The organism is Herpetosiphon sp. NSE202, from assembly GCF_042688385.1.
Taxonomy (GTDB): Bacteria; Chloroflexota; Chloroflexia; order Chloroflexales; family Herpetosiphonaceae; genus Herpetosiphon.
Map to the genome: position 1 here is coordinate 12,750 of NZ_JBHUPY010000002.1, position 15,746 is coordinate 28,495.

A 15,746-nucleotide genomic window follows, 5' to 3' on the forward strand; every position below is an offset into this window, starting at 1 on the left:
GGAGGAAGTATGCACGCTTTTTGGCAAATTGTACGCACTGAATTGCGCTTGATGGGGCGTGATCTGACCAACCTTGGCTTTATTGTCTTTTTTCCGGCCTTGATGGCCTTGATTTTGGGCTTGCAAATGCCCTCTGGCCCCAGCCAAACCGCCAATGCTCTGATGATGTTGGCCTTTGGCCCGATGATTTTTGGGATTATGGCCTTTCCAATGAGCTTGGTTAATTATCGTGAGCGTGGCATGTTGCGGCGCTTGCAAATCACCCCAATCTCGCCAATGCGCTATTTATTGGCCCAAGCCTTGGTTGGCTTGTTGTTGGTGCTCTTGGGCGGGCTGGTGGTGTTGATTCTCAGCATTGTGGTGCTGAAATTGCCCTTGCCAGCGAATATGTTTGGCCTAATTATCAGCTTTCTGGCTGGGGCGATTGCCTTTTCGGCGCTGGGAGCCTTGCTTGGCAGCCGCATTCGCAACACCCGCAGCATCCAAGTGATTAGCATTTTGGTGTTTGGGGCGATGGCGGTGGTGCTGGTTTCGAGCAATACTGGCAAATCAGGCCTGTTGCAACATCTTGGCGCATGGGTTCCAGCCCGCCATTTAGTCCAATTGCTCGAAGCAAATTGGCTTGGATTGAGTTTTAATATTTGGCCCAGTTTGGCCGTGTTAGCGCTATTGACTGTCGTAAGCCTTGGCTCAGCAGCCAAACTCTTTCGTTGGGAATAGACCATTAGAAAGCCAAAAAACCGCTGCTCAATTAATCTTCTAGTGGCGGTTTTTGATTGTTGAGTGAGATTGTTAAGTAACTTGAAATTGATTCTTGACAATTCTGTTTAACTATGTTATAAATAGCGCATACAAATAAATATCACTTGCGTAACTCATCCAGAGGGGTGGAGGGATCGGCCCTATGAAACCCCGGCAACCGCGAGCAGCAATGTTCGGCCTGGTGCTAATTCCGACAGAATCATTCTGGGAGATGAGGGGCGGCGCACAAACCTATCTTTCGATGGTTACTAACAGCCTCTCATCAGTTGATGAGAGGTTTTTTGTTCATAGGCGGTGTCGCCTGGGGTCGCAATGGCGCGAATCGGAACAACCGTAGCATTGAAGATTATCTACAAGGAGTCCTGATCATGGCAGACGAAGTGCAATTCACCCGATTCGAAACCTTAGCGCTCCACGGTGGTCAAAAACCAGATCCAACCACTGGTTCGCGGGCTGTGCCAATTTACCAGACTACCTCGTATGCCTTTCGCGATACCGAGCATGCTGCGGCGCTGTTCTCATTGGCCGAGCCTGGCAACATCTACAGCCGGATTATGAACCCAACCAACGATGTGTTCGAGCAACGCATTGCTTTGCTCGAAGGTGGGATTGGCGCTTTGGCCGTGTCATCTGGCCAAGCAGCAGAAACCTTCGCCATTTTGAATGTGGCTGAAGCTGGCGATAACATTGTTTCAGCAACCAACTTGTATGGCGGCACCTATAACTTGCTGCACCACACCTTGCCACGTTGGGGCGTAGAAACCCGCTTCGTCGATGCAACCGACCCAGAAAACTTCCGTGCTGCGGTTGACGATCGCACCAAAGCCTTCTACTTGGAAAGCATTGGCAATCCTAAGTTGCAAATTCCCGATTTTGAAAAGATTGCCAAAATTGCCCATGAAGTTGGCGTGCCGTTGATTGTTGATAACACTGCTGCAACCCCATTCTTGTTGCGGCCAATTGAGCACGGCGCAGACATCGTGGTGCACTCGGCGACCAAATTTATTGGTGGCCATGGCACGACGATTGGTGGGGTAATTGTTGATGCAGGCAAGTTCGATTGGGCTGCCAGCGGACGCTTCACCCAATACACCACGCCTGATCAATCGTATCACGGCTTGCGCTTTGCTGATTTGGGTGCGCCAGCCTTCATTCTCAAAGCTCGGGTTCAATTGCTGCGCGACTTTGGCGCATGTCTTAGCCCATTCAACTCGTTCTTGCTGTTGCAAGGCTTGGAAACCCTGCACCTGCGCTTGGAACGCCACGTCCAAAACACGGCGGCTGTGGCCAAGTTCTTGAGCGAACATAAGAACGTCGAATGGGTCAACTACCCAGGTTTGCCCGGCCACCCATCATATGAATTGGCCCAAAAATACCTGCCCAAGGGTGCTGGGGCCTTGATTGGCTTCGGGGTCAAGGGTGGTTTGGAAGCTGGCCGCCGCTTTATCGACAAGTTGCAATTGTTCTCGCACTTGGCCAACATTGGCGATTCGAAGTCGTTGGCGATTCACCCAGCTACCACGACGCACCAACAATTGACCGACGAAGAACGCTTGGCAACCGGCGTGACTGCCGATTACGTCCGCTTGTCAGTGGGTACCGAAGCCATCGACGATATTCTCGCCGATTTGGAACAAGCCCTTGCTTAATCGCACTAGCCAGCAGTGAGAGTGTGTCGAACTGCTGCATGCCAGGGAGTTGCGACCCTAACCGAAATATGTACGGGTGGATGCTCAACAACTGCTGAGCATCCACAGACCAAGGAGTTCCCGATGTCGCATAATCATGATTTACTCAAACCTTTACGCTCGGCTCATGGCGAGTTTGTAACAACAGTGCTTGCTCAGGCCAAAGCGGCAAATCCAGCCCCGTTAGTTGAACAATTGGTAGCCCACAATCGCTGGGCTGTGGCACAACTCCGCGCCGTGCCGCAGCGAGCTGGAGCAACGCCCCCTGCATCCAGCACCATGGCCGATGTTAGTGGAATGCTTGCCGAATTGGCTGCTAGCTGTGCTGATTTGGGGGCTGCCGTCCGCGATTTACCAGCGGATGCAGTTGAGTGCGGTTCAAGCATGGTCGATGCGATCATCGGGTACTATCACGAACAAACCGCTCGCTTGCGCCAAGGAGGTACGCGGCTATGACCGATACCGTCACCTTGGGCGATGTACCGACCGTTACCCAACCTGCTTGGGGACGGTCGGTTGGTTTTGTAACGCCCCACGTGCATGTCTTTACTGAGCCGTTTCGCACTGCGAGCGGCGCTTTGATTCCTGCGCCGTGGCAGTTGAGCTACGAAATCTATGGCACGCTGAATGCCGATCGTTCAAATGTGATTTTGCTGTGCCATGCGCTTTCGGGCGATGCCCATGCCGCTGGCCGTTATAGTGTTCACGATAGCAAAGCTGGCTGGTGCGAGCCGTTTATCGGCCCAGGCCGCGCCTTTGATACTGAACGCTACTTTGTGATTTGCTCGAATATTTTGGGTGGTTGCGGCGGCTCAACTGGGCCATCGTCGTTGCATCCGCACACGGGAACCCACTGGGGCAGCCGTTTTCCAGTTCTGACGATTGGCGATATGGTGGCAGCCCAAGTGCGTTTGCTTGATGCGCTCGGCATCGAACGTTTGCTGGCAGTTGCTGGTGGTTCGCTTGGCGGCATGCAAGCGCTTGAATGGGCTGCAAGCTGGGGCGATCGCGTCCGTGGGGTGATTGCCTTGGCAACCACTGCCCGCTCATCGGCGATGGCCATGGCCTTGAGTGCCGCTGGCAGACAAGCGATTGTCAGCGATCCCGCTTGGCGGGGTGGCGATTATTATGGCACTGCTGGCCCAGTTAATGGCTTGGCAACGGCGCGGCGCATTGGCCATATCAGCTATCTCAGTGCCGAAGCCTTGGAAGAAAAATTTGATCGCCGTTGGCAACAGGGCCAAGGGCCGCAATGGAGCCATCAGCCGGAATTTGCAATCGAAAGCTATCTCGATTATCAAGGCCGCTCGTTTGTGCAACGCTTTGATGCCAATAGCTATTTGGTAATTTCGCGGGCAATGGATTATTTTGATTTGAGCCAGCAGCCTGGTGGATTGGATGCAGCTTTTGCCACCACCCAAGCCCAATTTTTTGTGGCAACGTGGAGCAGCGATTGGCTCTACCCTGAGCGTGATGGTGAAATTATTCTGCAAGCGGCACAGGCAGCGGGCCGCAGCGTTGTGCATTATCCCTTTCACAGCACCAAAGGCCACGATGCCTTTTTGCTCGAAGATAGCCAACTCACGCCGCCGCTCAGCGATTGGCTTGCCAGTTTAAGTGTCTAAAAAGAAACAACGCCCAGCAATCTGCTGGGCGTTTTGCTTGGAAAAGAATGCTTAGCGGCTACCAAGGATACGAACGGCTCGTTCGCGCAACTTATCGGCCAATTGGCCAGCGTTTGGACGGCCAACCAAGAGTCGAATTGACTCCTCGAAGGCAGAGATCGCTGCATGAACTTGCTCGTTGGTGGCGTTATTGGCGGTTGGCTCGATGCCAACGCGGCGATAGGCCTCAGAAAGCAAGACGCTAGCCGAATTGCCTAAGGCTCCACGGGCCATCTCCTCGAATTGAGGAAACAACGATTCAGCCAAATTGACCTCTTTTTTCTCGATCAAGCCATTGCGCAGCAAATTAACCACAATTTCGCACGAGCGAAACCAGCCTAAACCAGTGCGTTCGGCGATCAAGGCAACGCTATTTTTGCCATTGATCATCGTCAGCACGCGCCACTCATCGGCAGCGAGATTAATATCTCGCGAACCAGTATCGGGATTTTGGACCAAGCGCAGCACCACATTAGTATTTGGCACATACTTTTCAATTTCGGCCCAGCGATCCTGGCGATCGATGCCTTCCATAATGATCATCTCGTTGGATGAAGTAATTGTTGGCGGTGGTGGGGTTTGCTCATAGAAGCGGAACTGACCCTCGTGGAAGGTGAAGAAAGTCAGGGCAGCCTCAAGCGGCTCCAAATTGCCAAGCGTTGCCCCAGTAATCCGGCCATCACGAAAATACAGGTAGCCCTCAACCGATTCATCGCCTTGCAGCGCTTGAATATGAGTTGCGCCTGTTTTTTTACTCAAATCAACGAGTTGAATCAGGTCGGCGATACTTAGATCTCGCAGATTACCTTCAAGTGCCATACGGTGACCCTACGGACAATAACTGGCAGACGAAGCTGCCAGTTGAGACATGGTTTAGAGTTTGCTAATGACGAGTTTACTAATGGCTTTGAGCGTATCAAATACGCCTACGCCAGTAGTTGCGACGGCTTCATAGCGTTGCCAGCCCAATGGATTTAAATATTTATCCATGACGGGGGTTGGCAATGCGCCGGGCATATCGCGTTTATTATATTGCAATACGATAGGGAATTCGCTGAACTTTTTGTTTTGGCGTGTGATATTGCGGGCTAACTCTTGCAAGCTCTTAATATCTTCTTGGAGCTTATCGCGTTGCGAGTCGGCGACGAATACCACCCCATCGGCCCCATTGAGCACGGCGACGCGGGTGCGTTCGTACAAAATCTGGCCGGGAACCGTATACAGATGGAAACGGGTTGAAAAACCGCGCACCTTGCCGAGGTCGAGCGGTAGAAAATCAAAAAAGAGCGTGCGTTCGGTCTCGGTTGCAATCGACAATAGATCGCCTTTTGCTTCGCGGGGTACTTGGCTGTGAATATACTGCAAATTGGTCGTTTTGCCACACATACCGGGGCCATAATAGACAATTTTACAGTGAATTTCGCGAACCCCTACGTTGATAATCGCCATAGGTCCTCTCAAAACATAGTCTGAAGCGTATGCTAAAAAACCCCAGACAGCAACCGACTAGCTAAGCCGAAGCGAGCTAGTCGCGGAAAAGCAAATCAATCGTATCTTCCATGGAAGTACGGAAATTGCTCCCCAACACTTCATCTCGCGATTTGTGTTGCTTCCGCACGCGCTCCAAGACGGAGGCGAGTTCTTCGGTCGCCTTTTTGGTCAAGACCTTCACCAGCCCAATGTGGGTACCCTTATTGAAAATAATGGTCAGAATCCATTGGTCATCGATCAAGGCGATAAAGAGATTTTCGCGCACGCCTTGTTGCAAGAGCATGCGGAAATCCTTCTCACGCAAGAGCTTCGCGATCTGTTGAGATGAGGCGAACGATCCGGCGATCAACGCGCCCAAGGCCGTGGTATCTTGGCGATTGCCATCACCCGACGCGGCAATTACCTGGCCACTTTTGTCGAGCAGCAACGCATAGTTACCGCCAGTGTCTTCCACAAGGCGCGCTAAACATTCGTCAATATGGGCGACTTCCTCTGGCGGAACAATTAAACTTGCTAGTTGTGGATCCATACGTGCCACCTATCCATGGTCTGGAGTGCGAAGTATTTTCCAAGCAAAGACGAGCGATTACGGCTCATTATAGCACAGGACGTTCCAATATAACATGCTTTCTTGGGTATTTTACCAAAAATAGCCTGTTAGCAGCTTAGATAGCGGCGAGCGCTGCATCTAAGTGGGCGCGGTGAGCTTGGGCCATATAGCGTAACTTGCCTAACAGTTCGCGGGAACTGGTTAGCACGACCAGCATGGCATCGCTGCTGACTGGTTCGAGTAGGATCAAGCCTTGATCGTATTCGAGCACAGTTTGCACCGAGCCACCTTTGTTGATTTCGCGACCAAGCGCTTCGGCCATGGCCAAGCCATTCGATGCTACCGCGCAGATCGCGTCAACATCAACCCCAGAACGGGCCGAGCTTTCAATTAACAGGCCGTCGGTTCCTGCAACCGCAGCCAGTTCTACGTTTTCCAGTGTGCGAAATTGGTTTAGCACATCACGCAGTGTCTTGCTCATGGAGGTGTGCTCTCCTTCGAACTACGAGAATGAAGAATCCGAGGATCGTCGCCGTAATCGTGCCGTTGGTCGCGCGCGTAGCCGTTTTAAGCGGCTGCGGGCTTCTTTCGGCGGTCGCCCCGTTCGGATATTCCGCAGCGAATCAATTGTGGCAACTATCGCACGATCCGCCCAGCCATATATCGTTGGCCGACTTTTGCTCAACTCGTGAGCAAGTTGCGTGACGTTGGTTTTGTAGTCAGGGTCGAAGGTGGCAAGGTTGATCCGCGCCGAGGCGATAATTTGGTGTATCTCCTCGTCGGTGAGTTGATAATCATTGATCAGTTTGCTGGCACGTTTACCCGCTCGATCAAATTGCATGCCATTTGCTCCTTTGGATTGCCGATGGAGCGCTCCTCTTCATGGTACAGACCCAACGTTGTGCTTTGGACGAATTGTGGTGGCTCATCTTAGCATAGGATAGACAGGGTGTCTAGAGGAATTTGTAAATAGTAATACCTAGGACTTTTGGGGTACTAGCCACGTTGTAATCAATCTAACGCGCTATTTTAGCCCCCTCACCCAACGTAAGTCTTGACACTTTTGCACTTAATATCCCCCATACTTAACCGTTCGTTGCATTGATTAACGGCCAAAGTCCTGGCGAACCACGCCCAAAGTACTATGGGGATCAAGCCTAAAGCGTGGTATTATCGCTGCCATGAGATGATCAGGCCAGATCACGGGCGATCTTGCCTGAGCTTTATTGTGTTTAGCCCGTTGTCCTTTTTTTATTCTACTAGCGATTGTCGTTGTTAAGCTTCGCGGAGGATTTGTTTCTATGGTCTTTTTCGCTCGTTCAAGGGAGTTGCTGGCCCGCTGCCTCAGCGGCGTGCTGCTGCTGACCTTGCTGTTGACGGGGTTCTTGGTTCAGTCGCAGGCCAAGGCCCAAACTGCCCAACCACAGGCTATCGCCACCAGTGCCACCACAACCATGTTCAGTTGGCAAGATGGCGCAAAAGTACCCCAACCACGCTTTGAATCGCAAGGGGTCTTTGTTAATGGTAAGTTGTATGTCATCGGCGGGTTTATTAGTTGCTGTACCCAAATCGATGCTACTAATTTGGTCGATGTGTATGATTTGACAAGTAATACGTGGCAACGGATCGCCAGCATTCCTGAAGCTATTAGCCATGCCCCAGTCGTTGCCGATGGCACCAATATTTATGTGCTTGGTGGCTATTTGGGCAACAACCCCGGCGGTAGCACCAACCACGTTTGGAAGTTGAACACGCTGACCAATACGTGGACGCGTGGCATCGATTTGCCAATTGCCCGTGGTGGCGCTGGCGCATCGATCGTTAATCGTAAAATCTATTTCTTCGGCGGCGCAGTGCGTACCGCTGGGGTTTTTGATGATACTGATTTTGGCGACCACTATATGCTCGATTTGAGCCTCGCCAACCCAACTTGGGTTACGCGCGCGCCCATGCCAAACCCCCGCAACCACACCGCTGCTGGCGTGGTCGATGGCAAAATTTACGCTGTCGGTGGCCAACATGGCAAGGCCGAAGAATCAGCCAATCAGGCCGAGGTTGATCGCTATGATCCAGCGACCGATACCTGGACGCGGGTAGCCGATATGCCGATTGCCAAAGGCCACACGTCATCATCAACCTTCGGCTATCGCGGGCGCTTATTGGTTATCGGTGGCTCGATCAACGGCGGTACCAGCGGGCTTGCTTCTGCTGATGTGCTGATGTACGACCCCAAAAGCGATGTTTGGATGAAGTTGGTTTCGTTGCCAGCCTATCGTAAAACCCCGGTTGCCGATGTTTGGGATAACAAATTGGTGGTGACGACTGGCGGTGGCTACGGCCAAACAGATACCACATGGATTGGTACATTGCCCGATTCATGGGAAACCAACGCTAATATGCCCGTGCCACTCGGCGAGGTCGCTACAGGCATCATCGGCAATAAAATGTATGTGGTTGGTCAAGGCAACGCCGCAACTTTGCGCTACAACCTGACGACCGGCACCTATAGCTCAACCACGACCTTGGCCCAACGCGCATTGCGCGGCAACCACCACGCTGCTGAAGTAATCAATGGCAAGTTCTATTTGTTTGGCGGCCTCGATAACAACAGCGATGGCAAGGTCCAAATTTATAATCCAGCCAACAATACCTGGGCTTTGGGCGCTGATATGCCGTTTGCTGCTGGGGCAAGCTCCTCGGCAGTGATCAATGGCTATGTCTATGTTGCTGGCGGGATTGTCAATGGCAGCACCACCACTCGCGTGGCGCGCTATGATCCGCTGGCCAATAGCTGGACCGAAGTTGCACCGATGCCACGCGGTCGCAATCACGCTGCTTCGGCGACCGACGGCAGCAAATTGTATGTCTTTGGTGGGCGCGGGCCTGGCAGTGGCGATGGTAACAATGTTGCCAACGGCTTTGATACTGTCCAAATTTACGATCCTGCGACCAATTCATGGCGCTCAAGCATGACCGATTCAATGATTGCGCCGTTGCCCCAAGCTCGCGGCGGCATGGGCAAGGCCGTTTATTATGATGGCGAGTTCTATATTTTTGGTGGCGAAACCCTCGATGGCGCTGGCGCAGTGACAGGCAATGTCTACGATCGGGTTGATATTTATAATCCAATTCTCAACCGTTGGCGACTTGGCACGCCGATGCCAACCGCACGCCATGGCATCTTCCCCGTAATTAACGGCGGACGGATTTATATTGCTGGTGGGGGCACGGTTTCAGGCTTTAGCCAAGCCAATACGACCGAAATTTATAACCCAGGCCTTGCCGCTGACGAAAATGCCCACCTCGAAACCAATGGTCAAGTCAGTTTCGATTCGGAACAACTCCATGGCAATCTTGCTCGTGGTCAGTGGGCATGGCAAGCCCGCAACGATGTTGATCGAACTGGCTTCAATGGCACTGGTTATTTAGCCGTGCTGCCAAATACGGGCACGCTTTCGGATACCAACTATACAACTCGTGCTCCCCAGCTTGATTATCGAATCAAGTTCACCACGCCTGGCACCTACTATGTTTGGCTGCGGGCTTGGGCCGATAGTGGTGGCGATAATTCGGTGCATGTTGGCTTAAATGGCCAGCAATCAAGCACATCGGATAAAATGTCGTTGCCTATTTTCAGCGGCTGGCAGTGGTTCCGCGATACAGTTGATAATGGCCCTGTTTCAACGATCAATGTGCCAAGCGCAGGCGTGCATACGCTCAACCTCTGGATGCGTGAAGATGGTTTTAGGTTAGATCAGATCTATCTGACGACCAATGCGAATGTTGTGCCCGGCAGTGGTCAAGCAACCCCAACCGCGACGGTTGGCAATCCAACCAACACGCCGACGAACACAGCAACCAATACGCCAAGTAACACACCGACGAACACCGCAACCAACACGCCGACGAATACCGCAACGGCAACTGAGGTTGTGCCAACTGCAACCGATACGCCGACGAATACAGCAACCGCAACCGAAGTTGTGCCAACCGCAACTGAAACGGCTACGCCAAGCACTACGCCTGATCCGGCAACGACCGAGCCAGCGACCAACACGCCAACGGCAACGGTTGCTAATCCAACCACGACAGTGCCAACCACGGCTGTACCAACCACGGCTGTGCCGACGACAGCAGTGCCAACCGAAACCAACACGCCAACCGCGACAATTCCCGTTGGCACGATTACGATTACGCCAAGCTACACGCCAACTGCAACCACACCTGCTGGCGCGACCCATCGCATTTATCTGCCTTGGGCCTCGAAGTAGATGCAAAAAAGCCCTGTGCGAAGTTCTCGCACAGGGCTTTTGTTGTTTTAGGGCTTACTTGTTAACCTCAAGTTCTTTTGCGCCGCCAACTTGGACGCTGATTTTGCGGGGTTTGACTTCTTCGGCCTTAGGAACGTCGAGCCGCAAGATGCCATGCTCCAAGGTAGCGTTGATTTCATCGCCCTTGACCAACATTGGCAAGGTGATTGAGCGGCTGAAGCGGCCATAGCGGCGCTCGGTGCGATGGGCAGTCGTGCCTTCGCTCAATTTTTGGTTGCGAACTTCACCGCTGATGGTCAAGACATTTTCTTGCAACGTAATATCAAGATCTTCTGCTTTGAGGCCTGGCACGGCAGCTTCGATAATATAGCTATTGGCATTTTCCAAAACATTCATATCGACACTCAAACCAGTGCGAGTTGCTGCTGATGGGGCAACAAAGCTTTCTTCAAACAAACGGCTCATTGCATCGCGCAAGCTCAGGGCTTCTTCGACTGGTGACCAACGATTGATAGTTGCCATTGTGGTATTCTCCTTGCAATACAGCTTTTGTTTTTTTGATGTCGATTTCGTCTGCATCAATCAATTTCGTAACTGTTTGTATAATACTCTGGCAGTGTTAGAACAACGTCTATGGAGCGTTAGAGCCATGTTAGAGCCTCAGGATCTGCGATTACGCCAACGCGATTATCTTTTGCGTTTGATGCGGGCAATGGCTGCCCAGCTTGATGCTGAGCCGTTGCTCAATTTGGTTATTGCTCAAGCGGTGGAGTTGTTGGCGGGAAATTATGGCCTGATCGCCTTGTACAATCCCAATCAACGGCTGGAAATTCGCGCCGCCTATGGCCTTACGCCCAGTTTATGGACGGCCTTCGATGAAATTTTGCATGTCTTGGAGAGCGAAGGCCCACAATCAAGCCAGATGTCTGATGAATTGAGCAAGCTGGCGACTGCGTTAAATGTGCCGTTGCGCCAAGTTGTGGCCTTGCCCATGGTCACTGGCGACCAACAATTGGGCATGATGTTGGTGTTGCGGGCTGCACTCAACGTGGGCTTTACCGCCGACGACCGTCAATTGCTGAGCGCGTTTGTTGATTTTGCGGCGATTGCGGTTAATAATTCGCAGCTCTACGCCGAGGCGATTGCTGAACGTGGTCGGCTTGATGCAATTATCGAGGCTAGTGCCGATGGCATGATGATGCTCGACACGCGTTGGCGAATTACTCGCTTCAATGCTGCCATGGAGCGGCTCACTGGTTGGTCGCGCGAGGAAGCCTTGGGTCGGCCATGCGCCGAAGTATTGGCAATTCACAACCAGCAAGGGGTTAATATTTGCTTGACCGCCTGCCCGCTGCAACTCTTCCCCGATAACGATCATCCTTCGGTCGAGGGCTGGGTAACCCATCGCGATGGCCATGAGATTTATGTTGGCTCCTCATATAGCGTAGTGCGCGAAACCAATGGCCGTTTTGGCGGCGCAATTGCCAATATTCGTGATCTTACCAAGCAAAAACGCGACGAGCAGCAACAATCAACCTTTATTTCGGTGATGTCGCATGAGTTGAAAACGCCAGTTGCTATTATTAAAGGCTATGCGAGCACACTCAGCCGCACCGATGTGAAGCTCAACAAAGCCACGAAAACCGAAATGCTAACCGGCATCGAAGAAGAAGCTGATCGCTTGGCGCGCTTGATTGGCGATTTGCTGGAAGTTTCGCGCATGCAGGCTGGTGGGTTGCGCCTGCACCCAGCGCCGTTTGATTTGAGTGAATTGGCAGCTGATGTGGTAGCGGCGTTTGCCTCAACGGTTGATCAACGTTTTGAATTTCAACTCCGTTTCGAGCCAAAACTTCCGCATGTCTATGCCGATCAAGAGCGGATTCGCATGGTGCTTTCCAACTTAATCTCGAATGCGATTAAATATTCGCCAGCAGGTGGCGTAATTCGCTTGGGTGGCTGGCCGGAGAATGGCCATGTGCTGAGTTATGTGACCGATGAAGGTATCGGCATTGCCCAAGAAGAATTGCCGAAATTGTTTATGCCATTTTATCGGGTTGATAATCGTTTGGCCCGCGAAACGCAGGGCGTTGGCTTGGGCTTGTATCTGACGAAAGCAATTATTGAAGCCCATGGTGGCCGCATGTGGGCTGATAGCACGGTTGGCAAAGGCTCGCGCTTCTATTGGACGCTGCCAATTGCCCCACCCAGCCTGCCCGACGCTGAGCCAAGCGTGATTTTGGCCAACGGCGAATAATATCTAATTTATCATAAAAATAAACGAGGCCACGTCAAGCGACGTGGCCTCGTTTTAATTTCATGCTAGCTATGGTTTCCCTGCTATATGGCTTGCTCTCCTACTGAATGTAAACAAGCAAGATAATTAATTTGGAGCATCGCGAAACTTTGGATAAACCACCGAAACAAAAAGCCCCTCGCCCGCGCCACGGGAGAGGGGTTGGGGTGAGGGGATTCACACCTTAGCGCAGCACAAAGGGCGCGAAAATGGTGTAGCGTTCGATTTGGGCCTCAGTTTGGCCGACCATCGTCAGCGTGTTATTAGTATCGACTTCGGCGAGCCAATAGTAATAGCGTACATTTGGCGCAACATTGGTATCGAGCCATTGATAGCTGCTGTGTGCACCCAAGGCTGGAATCAAGCTCTCGGTCACTTGCACGGCAGTCGATTCATCATCGCTGGTGCTGCGATAGATGTGAAAGCCTTGGCTATCGACTTCGCTGCTGGTGCTCCAACGAACTTGAATCGCGTTCGTGCGGGCCAACGCAGTTAGCCCGACCACGTTAACAGCGGTTGGATTGACCAAATCGCTATCGCTGGCCGTCAACGGTTGAAAAATATTATTCAAGCTATCGTTGAAATTCAAGGTTACATTGTTGACCACTGGCACCACGGTGATTGGATTATTGACCGTCACTTGCACATTCAGCCGCCCAATTTCGCCTGGGCGCACCACTTGGTTGATGTTGAACGTTACAACACCGCCAGAATGGCTACATGTCCCCGTGAATGGTGCATTAATCGCACAACTAACAAAGGTTGTCGATGGTGGCAGATTATCGGTCAAGGTCACGTTGGTCGCAGTGCCTGGCGTAGCCGTGGTGTTTGAGGTGTTGGTAAAGGTGATTGTGTAGTTCAGCGTATCACCTGGCATAACCAACGTAACCCCATCGGTTTTACTCAAGGCCATGATGGGAGTTGGAGGTTGCTGATAATAGGCTTGCACACCAGTTTGGCCTTCTTGAATAAACTGGTTGTGATCGCTGGTACAGGTAACGATCCGCCACCAACCGGTGGTTGGATTGTTGATCGTATCGCCAACCCTGGTAGCTAAGGTTGCGCCAGCACCGTTCCAAATTTGATCATTGCTCAAAGTGCCTGCAATCCCACCAGTGTTGCCCATTGGCGTATAGCTGGCATCGCCTGGAGCATAGTAGCGAACGCGACGCAAGTTATCGATGTCGAAGTTATTGAAGGTGATGCTTGGTTGGCCCGGACTGACATATTCATACAAGGTTAAACAGGTGGCGACTGTATCGGGCAAACCTGCATCGTGCTGAAACGAAGCTTGGCGCATCCCAATCGTAATTTCATCGCCAGTGCCAGCCACGCCATCGAAGTTATCGGTGTTGGCTGGTGGGGCAGTATTGGGATCGTTATCATCATCGCGACCAACCCGCAAGCGCCAACCATTTTCATCGTTACCCGATGTAGAAGAACGCAACACATATTTACCACAGGTCACTGGGGCCGCAATCGTATACAAGCGGGTCCATGTTTCAGGTGTTGAAGCTGAAACAAAGGTTTGTTGATACAAGCTGCCAGCACCTCCTGGCGCAGGTGTAGCTGGGCTTGGGCCAATTGGCGTGCCAGCAGCATAAAACTCAAATTGGGTATTATCATAAAGCGAGCCACGTCGTTCATCGCTCAATGGTGCATTGGTATTCATTTCAGGGCTGAAAATATCAATATGCACTGGCTGATTGGTTGGCCACCCGCCAGTTGTGGTGGTGGTGTTAACACTACATGGAATTTCAACGGTGAAATAATGGGAACCATTGCCTGCGCCAGCAGTGTTATTCGTATACCAATCACCATTATTCAAGGTATTGGTAGGCCCGTTGGTTTGCAAATAGACCGACGCGCCTGCTGGCGGAATTTCGACGGCTTTGGTTGGTGTGATGCACCCCAGCAAAGCCACAAGGCTGAGTAGTGCGAGGCGTTGATAGCGAAACGGCTGCCGGCCCATAAAAACTCCTTGACCAATAAAATACCGTCATTATCGCAATTGGCTTAACAAACCGGTTTACAATTTTCTTGGGAATTATCAACAATGCTGGTTGCTAAGAGCCACAATAAGTCTAGCGTATTGTATGCAATCAATAGTTCTTTTGCCATCCCCCACGAGAGGCAAATTGCGGCGTAATTATAGGACTAAATTCCTACTCCGTTGCTCGTTGCTCACTAATTAGTCGATAGTTTGGCTGGTCACCCGCAAATCGTAGACGCTCAGGCGAAAGTCATCTGCCACGATGGTGTGAATTAAGCGCTCGACGCTGGCTATTGTGCTTGGGACTGGCGCAGTTTGTTCGAGAAATAATTGTACAAACACGCTTGCTCCATCGGGGTGATAACCAAGCACTACCTCAAGATCAACGACATTCGGTTGGTTCAAAATACCTCGTTCTAAGCGGCGGCGTAATTCGCGCACATCCCAGGCTGGTTGGCGCGGGTCGAGATCAGCTGGCGCAGCGCCGCTTTGCTGACTATGCGGCGCATTCGGGTAGGGCTTGCTTTTAACCTTGCTTTTGAGCGTTAGAATCGCAACTCCCAAGCGGTCTTCAACTTCTTCACGAATCCGTTGGTGTAAATCGGCCAAGGTATCGTTGAGATGGGCGGTTGGGTGCAACTCAAGCTCGCAGTAAATTGCCACGCCTTCGCCATAGGCTTGGACGTTGGCTTTGCCGCTACGCACATCAAGCGCTTGGCCCAAGGCTTGATCGACCGCGCGCTGGATTGTTTGCAAATCGAGTTGGGCATAGCCCGAACCTGTGTTGCGCACTGGCACATATTGGCTTTGGCGAATAAACATCTGGGCCAAAGCCAAACCAAGCATGAGCAAGCCCACAATTCCAGCTACAATCCGCGTGATTTGACTATAAATTAACGCTTGAGCACGCAAATATTGGAACAAACGCAAGGCCAGATCAAAACTTTGCAATGGCAAAAGCGCAATCGTAATTGCCAAAACTGCCAAAGCGAGCGCAATAATTGTGATCAATAAACGGTTGAATCCTTGCATGC

Annotated in this window: 14 protein-coding genes and 1 riboswitch; of the genes, 6 read left to right on the top strand and 8 right to left on the bottom strand. The window is 51.8% G+C overall.

Annotation, left to right across the window (positions count from 1 at the left end; all coding sequences use genetic code 11):
* The first annotated feature begins 9 nt into the window (after nucleotides 1–9).
* The 4 genes from ACFMKP_RS04510 (at nucleotide 10) to ACFMKP_RS04525 (ending at nucleotide 4,075) form a co-directional block, all read left to right on the top strand.
* Nucleotides 10–720 carry an ABC transporter permease gene (locus ACFMKP_RS04510; protein WP_382289469.1) on the top strand — a complete coding sequence of 237 codons (711 nt, stop codon included), beginning with the start codon at nucleotides 10–12 and terminating at the stop codon, nucleotides 718–720.
* 152 nt (nucleotides 721–872) lie between these two features.
* A riboswitch (SAM riboswitch) is annotated at nucleotides 873–980 on the top strand.
* Nucleotides 981–1,130: 150 nt separating this feature from the next.
* Complete coding sequence (locus ACFMKP_RS04515; protein WP_382289471.1) at nucleotides 1,131–2,411, top strand: homocysteine synthase; 1,281 nt, start codon at nucleotides 1,131–1,133, stop codon at nucleotides 2,409–2,411.
* A gap of 123 nt (nucleotides 2,412–2,534) precedes the next feature.
* Nucleotides 2,535–2,906 carry a hypothetical protein gene (locus ACFMKP_RS04520; protein ID WP_110515328.1) on the top strand — a complete coding sequence of 124 codons (372 nt, stop codon included), beginning with the start codon at nucleotides 2,535–2,537 and terminating at the stop codon, nucleotides 2,904–2,906.
* The gene (locus tag ACFMKP_RS04525; protein ID WP_382289473.1) at nucleotides 2,903–4,075 is read left to right on the top strand and encodes a homoserine O-acetyltransferase; all 1,173 of its coding nucleotides are present in this window, start codon (nucleotides 2,903–2,905) and stop codon (nucleotides 4,073–4,075) included. The genes ACFMKP_RS04520 and ACFMKP_RS04525 overlap by 4 nt, the downstream gene beginning before the upstream one ends.
* A gap of 51 nt (nucleotides 4,076–4,126) precedes the next feature.
* Here the strand turns inward: ACFMKP_RS04525 and ACFMKP_RS04530 are convergent, their stop codons facing one another.
* The 5 genes from ACFMKP_RS04530 to ACFMKP_RS04550 form a co-directional block, all read right to left on the bottom strand.
* Nucleotides 4,127–4,933, bottom strand: a complete 807-nt coding sequence (locus ACFMKP_RS04530) for a DUF4388 domain-containing protein (protein WP_054532967.1) — start codon at nucleotides 4,931–4,933, stop codon at nucleotides 4,127–4,129.
* A 54-nt stretch (nucleotides 4,934–4,987) separates the two neighbouring features.
* Nucleotides 4,988–5,563: an ATP/GTP-binding protein gene (locus ACFMKP_RS04535; protein WP_012188486.1), complete on the bottom strand. Its 576-nt coding sequence runs from the start codon at nucleotides 5,561–5,563 to the stop codon at nucleotides 4,988–4,990.
* Nucleotides 5,564–5,639: 76 nt separating this feature from the next.
* Entirely contained in the window at nucleotides 5,640–6,134 is a 495-nt protein-coding gene (locus ACFMKP_RS04540; RefSeq protein WP_054532966.1) for a roadblock/LC7 domain-containing protein, read from the bottom strand.
* Between the two features lie 136 nt (nucleotides 6,135–6,270).
* On the bottom strand, nucleotides 6,271–6,636 hold the full coding sequence (locus ACFMKP_RS04545) for a roadblock/LC7 domain-containing protein (RefSeq protein ID WP_054532965.1): 366 nt from the start codon (nucleotides 6,634–6,636) through the stop codon (nucleotides 6,271–6,273).
* Between the two features lie 21 nt (nucleotides 6,637–6,657).
* The gene (locus ACFMKP_RS04550; protein WP_054532964.1) at nucleotides 6,658–6,996 is read right to left on the bottom strand and encodes a hypothetical protein; all 339 of its coding nucleotides are present in this window, start codon (nucleotides 6,994–6,996) and stop codon (nucleotides 6,658–6,660) included.
* A gap of 460 nt (nucleotides 6,997–7,456) precedes the next feature.
* On the opposite strand from ACFMKP_RS04550, the gene ACFMKP_RS04555 reads away from it, so the two are divergent.
* A complete protein-coding gene (locus tag ACFMKP_RS04555; RefSeq protein ID WP_382289477.1) occupies nucleotides 7,457–10,426 on the top strand; it encodes a kelch repeat-containing protein in 2,970 nt (989 codons plus the stop codon).
* A gap of 54 nt (nucleotides 10,427–10,480) precedes the next feature.
* Here the strand turns inward: ACFMKP_RS04555 and ACFMKP_RS04560 are convergent, their stop codons facing one another.
* Nucleotides 10,481–10,948, bottom strand: a complete 468-nt coding sequence (locus ACFMKP_RS04560) for an Hsp20/alpha crystallin family protein (RefSeq protein WP_382289479.1) — start codon at nucleotides 10,946–10,948, stop codon at nucleotides 10,481–10,483.
* A gap of 127 nt (nucleotides 10,949–11,075) precedes the next feature.
* Here ACFMKP_RS04560 and ACFMKP_RS04565 point away from each other — a divergent pair, with 127 nt between their 5' ends.
* On the top strand, nucleotides 11,076–12,680 hold the full coding sequence (locus tag ACFMKP_RS04565; protein ID WP_382289481.1) for an ATP-binding protein: 1,605 nt from the start codon (nucleotides 11,076–11,078) through the stop codon (nucleotides 12,678–12,680).
* Nucleotides 12,681–12,903: 223 nt separating this feature from the next.
* Here ACFMKP_RS04565 and ACFMKP_RS04570 read toward each other — a convergent pair whose 3' ends face one another.
* Both ACFMKP_RS04570 and amaP read right to left on the bottom strand, forming a co-directional pair.
* The gene (locus tag ACFMKP_RS04570; protein ID WP_382289482.1) at nucleotides 12,904–14,691 is read right to left on the bottom strand and encodes a hypothetical protein; all 1,788 of its coding nucleotides are present in this window, start codon (nucleotides 14,689–14,691) and stop codon (nucleotides 12,904–12,906) included.
* Between the two features lie 219 nt (nucleotides 14,692–14,910).
* On the bottom strand, nucleotides 14,911–15,744 hold the full coding sequence (gene amaP, locus ACFMKP_RS04575; RefSeq protein ID WP_382289484.1) for an alkaline shock response membrane anchor protein AmaP: 834 nt from the start codon (nucleotides 15,742–15,744) through the stop codon (nucleotides 14,911–14,913).
* Nucleotides 15,745–15,746 lie beyond the last annotated feature (2 nt).

Coding starts and splice junctions, on each gene's coding strand:
- amaP (WP_382289484.1), bottom strand. CDS start 15,744: ATGCAAGGATTCAACCGTTTATTGATCACAATTATTGCGCTCGCTTTG.
- ACFMKP_RS04555 (WP_382289477.1), top strand. CDS start 7,457: ATGGTCTTTTTCGCTCGTTCAAGGGAGTTGCTGGCCCGCTGCCTCAGC.
- ACFMKP_RS04520 (WP_110515328.1), top strand. CDS start 2,535: ATGTCGCATAATCATGATTTACTCAAACCTTTACGCTCGGCTCATGGC.
- ACFMKP_RS04510 (WP_382289469.1), top strand. CDS start 10: ATGCACGCTTTTTGGCAAATTGTACGCACTGAATTGCGCTTGATGGGG.
- ACFMKP_RS04565 (WP_382289481.1), top strand. CDS start 11,076: ATGTTAGAGCCTCAGGATCTGCGATTACGCCAACGCGATTATCTTTTG.
- ACFMKP_RS04550 (WP_054532964.1), bottom strand. CDS start 6,996: ATGCAATTTGATCGAGCGGGTAAACGTGCCAGCAAACTGATCAATGAT.
- ACFMKP_RS04545 (WP_054532965.1), bottom strand. CDS start 6,636: ATGAGCAAGACACTGCGTGATGTGCTAAACCAATTTCGCACACTGGAA.
- ACFMKP_RS04535 (WP_012188486.1), bottom strand. CDS start 5,563: ATGGCGATTATCAACGTAGGGGTTCGCGAAATTCACTGTAAAATTGTC.
- ACFMKP_RS04525 (WP_382289473.1), top strand. CDS start 2,903: ATGACCGATACCGTCACCTTGGGCGATGTACCGACCGTTACCCAACCT.
- ACFMKP_RS04570 (WP_382289482.1), bottom strand. CDS start 14,691: ATGGGCCGGCAGCCGTTTCGCTATCAACGCCTCGCACTACTCAGCCTT.
- ACFMKP_RS04530 (WP_054532967.1), bottom strand. CDS start 4,933: ATGGCACTTGAAGGTAATCTGCGAGATCTAAGTATCGCCGACCTGATT.
- ACFMKP_RS04540 (WP_054532966.1), bottom strand. CDS start 6,134: ATGGATCCACAACTAGCAAGTTTAATTGTTCCGCCAGAGGAAGTCGCC.
- ACFMKP_RS04560 (WP_382289479.1), bottom strand. CDS start 10,948: ATGGCAACTATCAATCGTTGGTCACCAGTCGAAGAAGCCCTGAGCTTG.
- ACFMKP_RS04515 (WP_382289471.1), top strand. CDS start 1,131: ATGGCAGACGAAGTGCAATTCACCCGATTCGAAACCTTAGCGCTCCAC.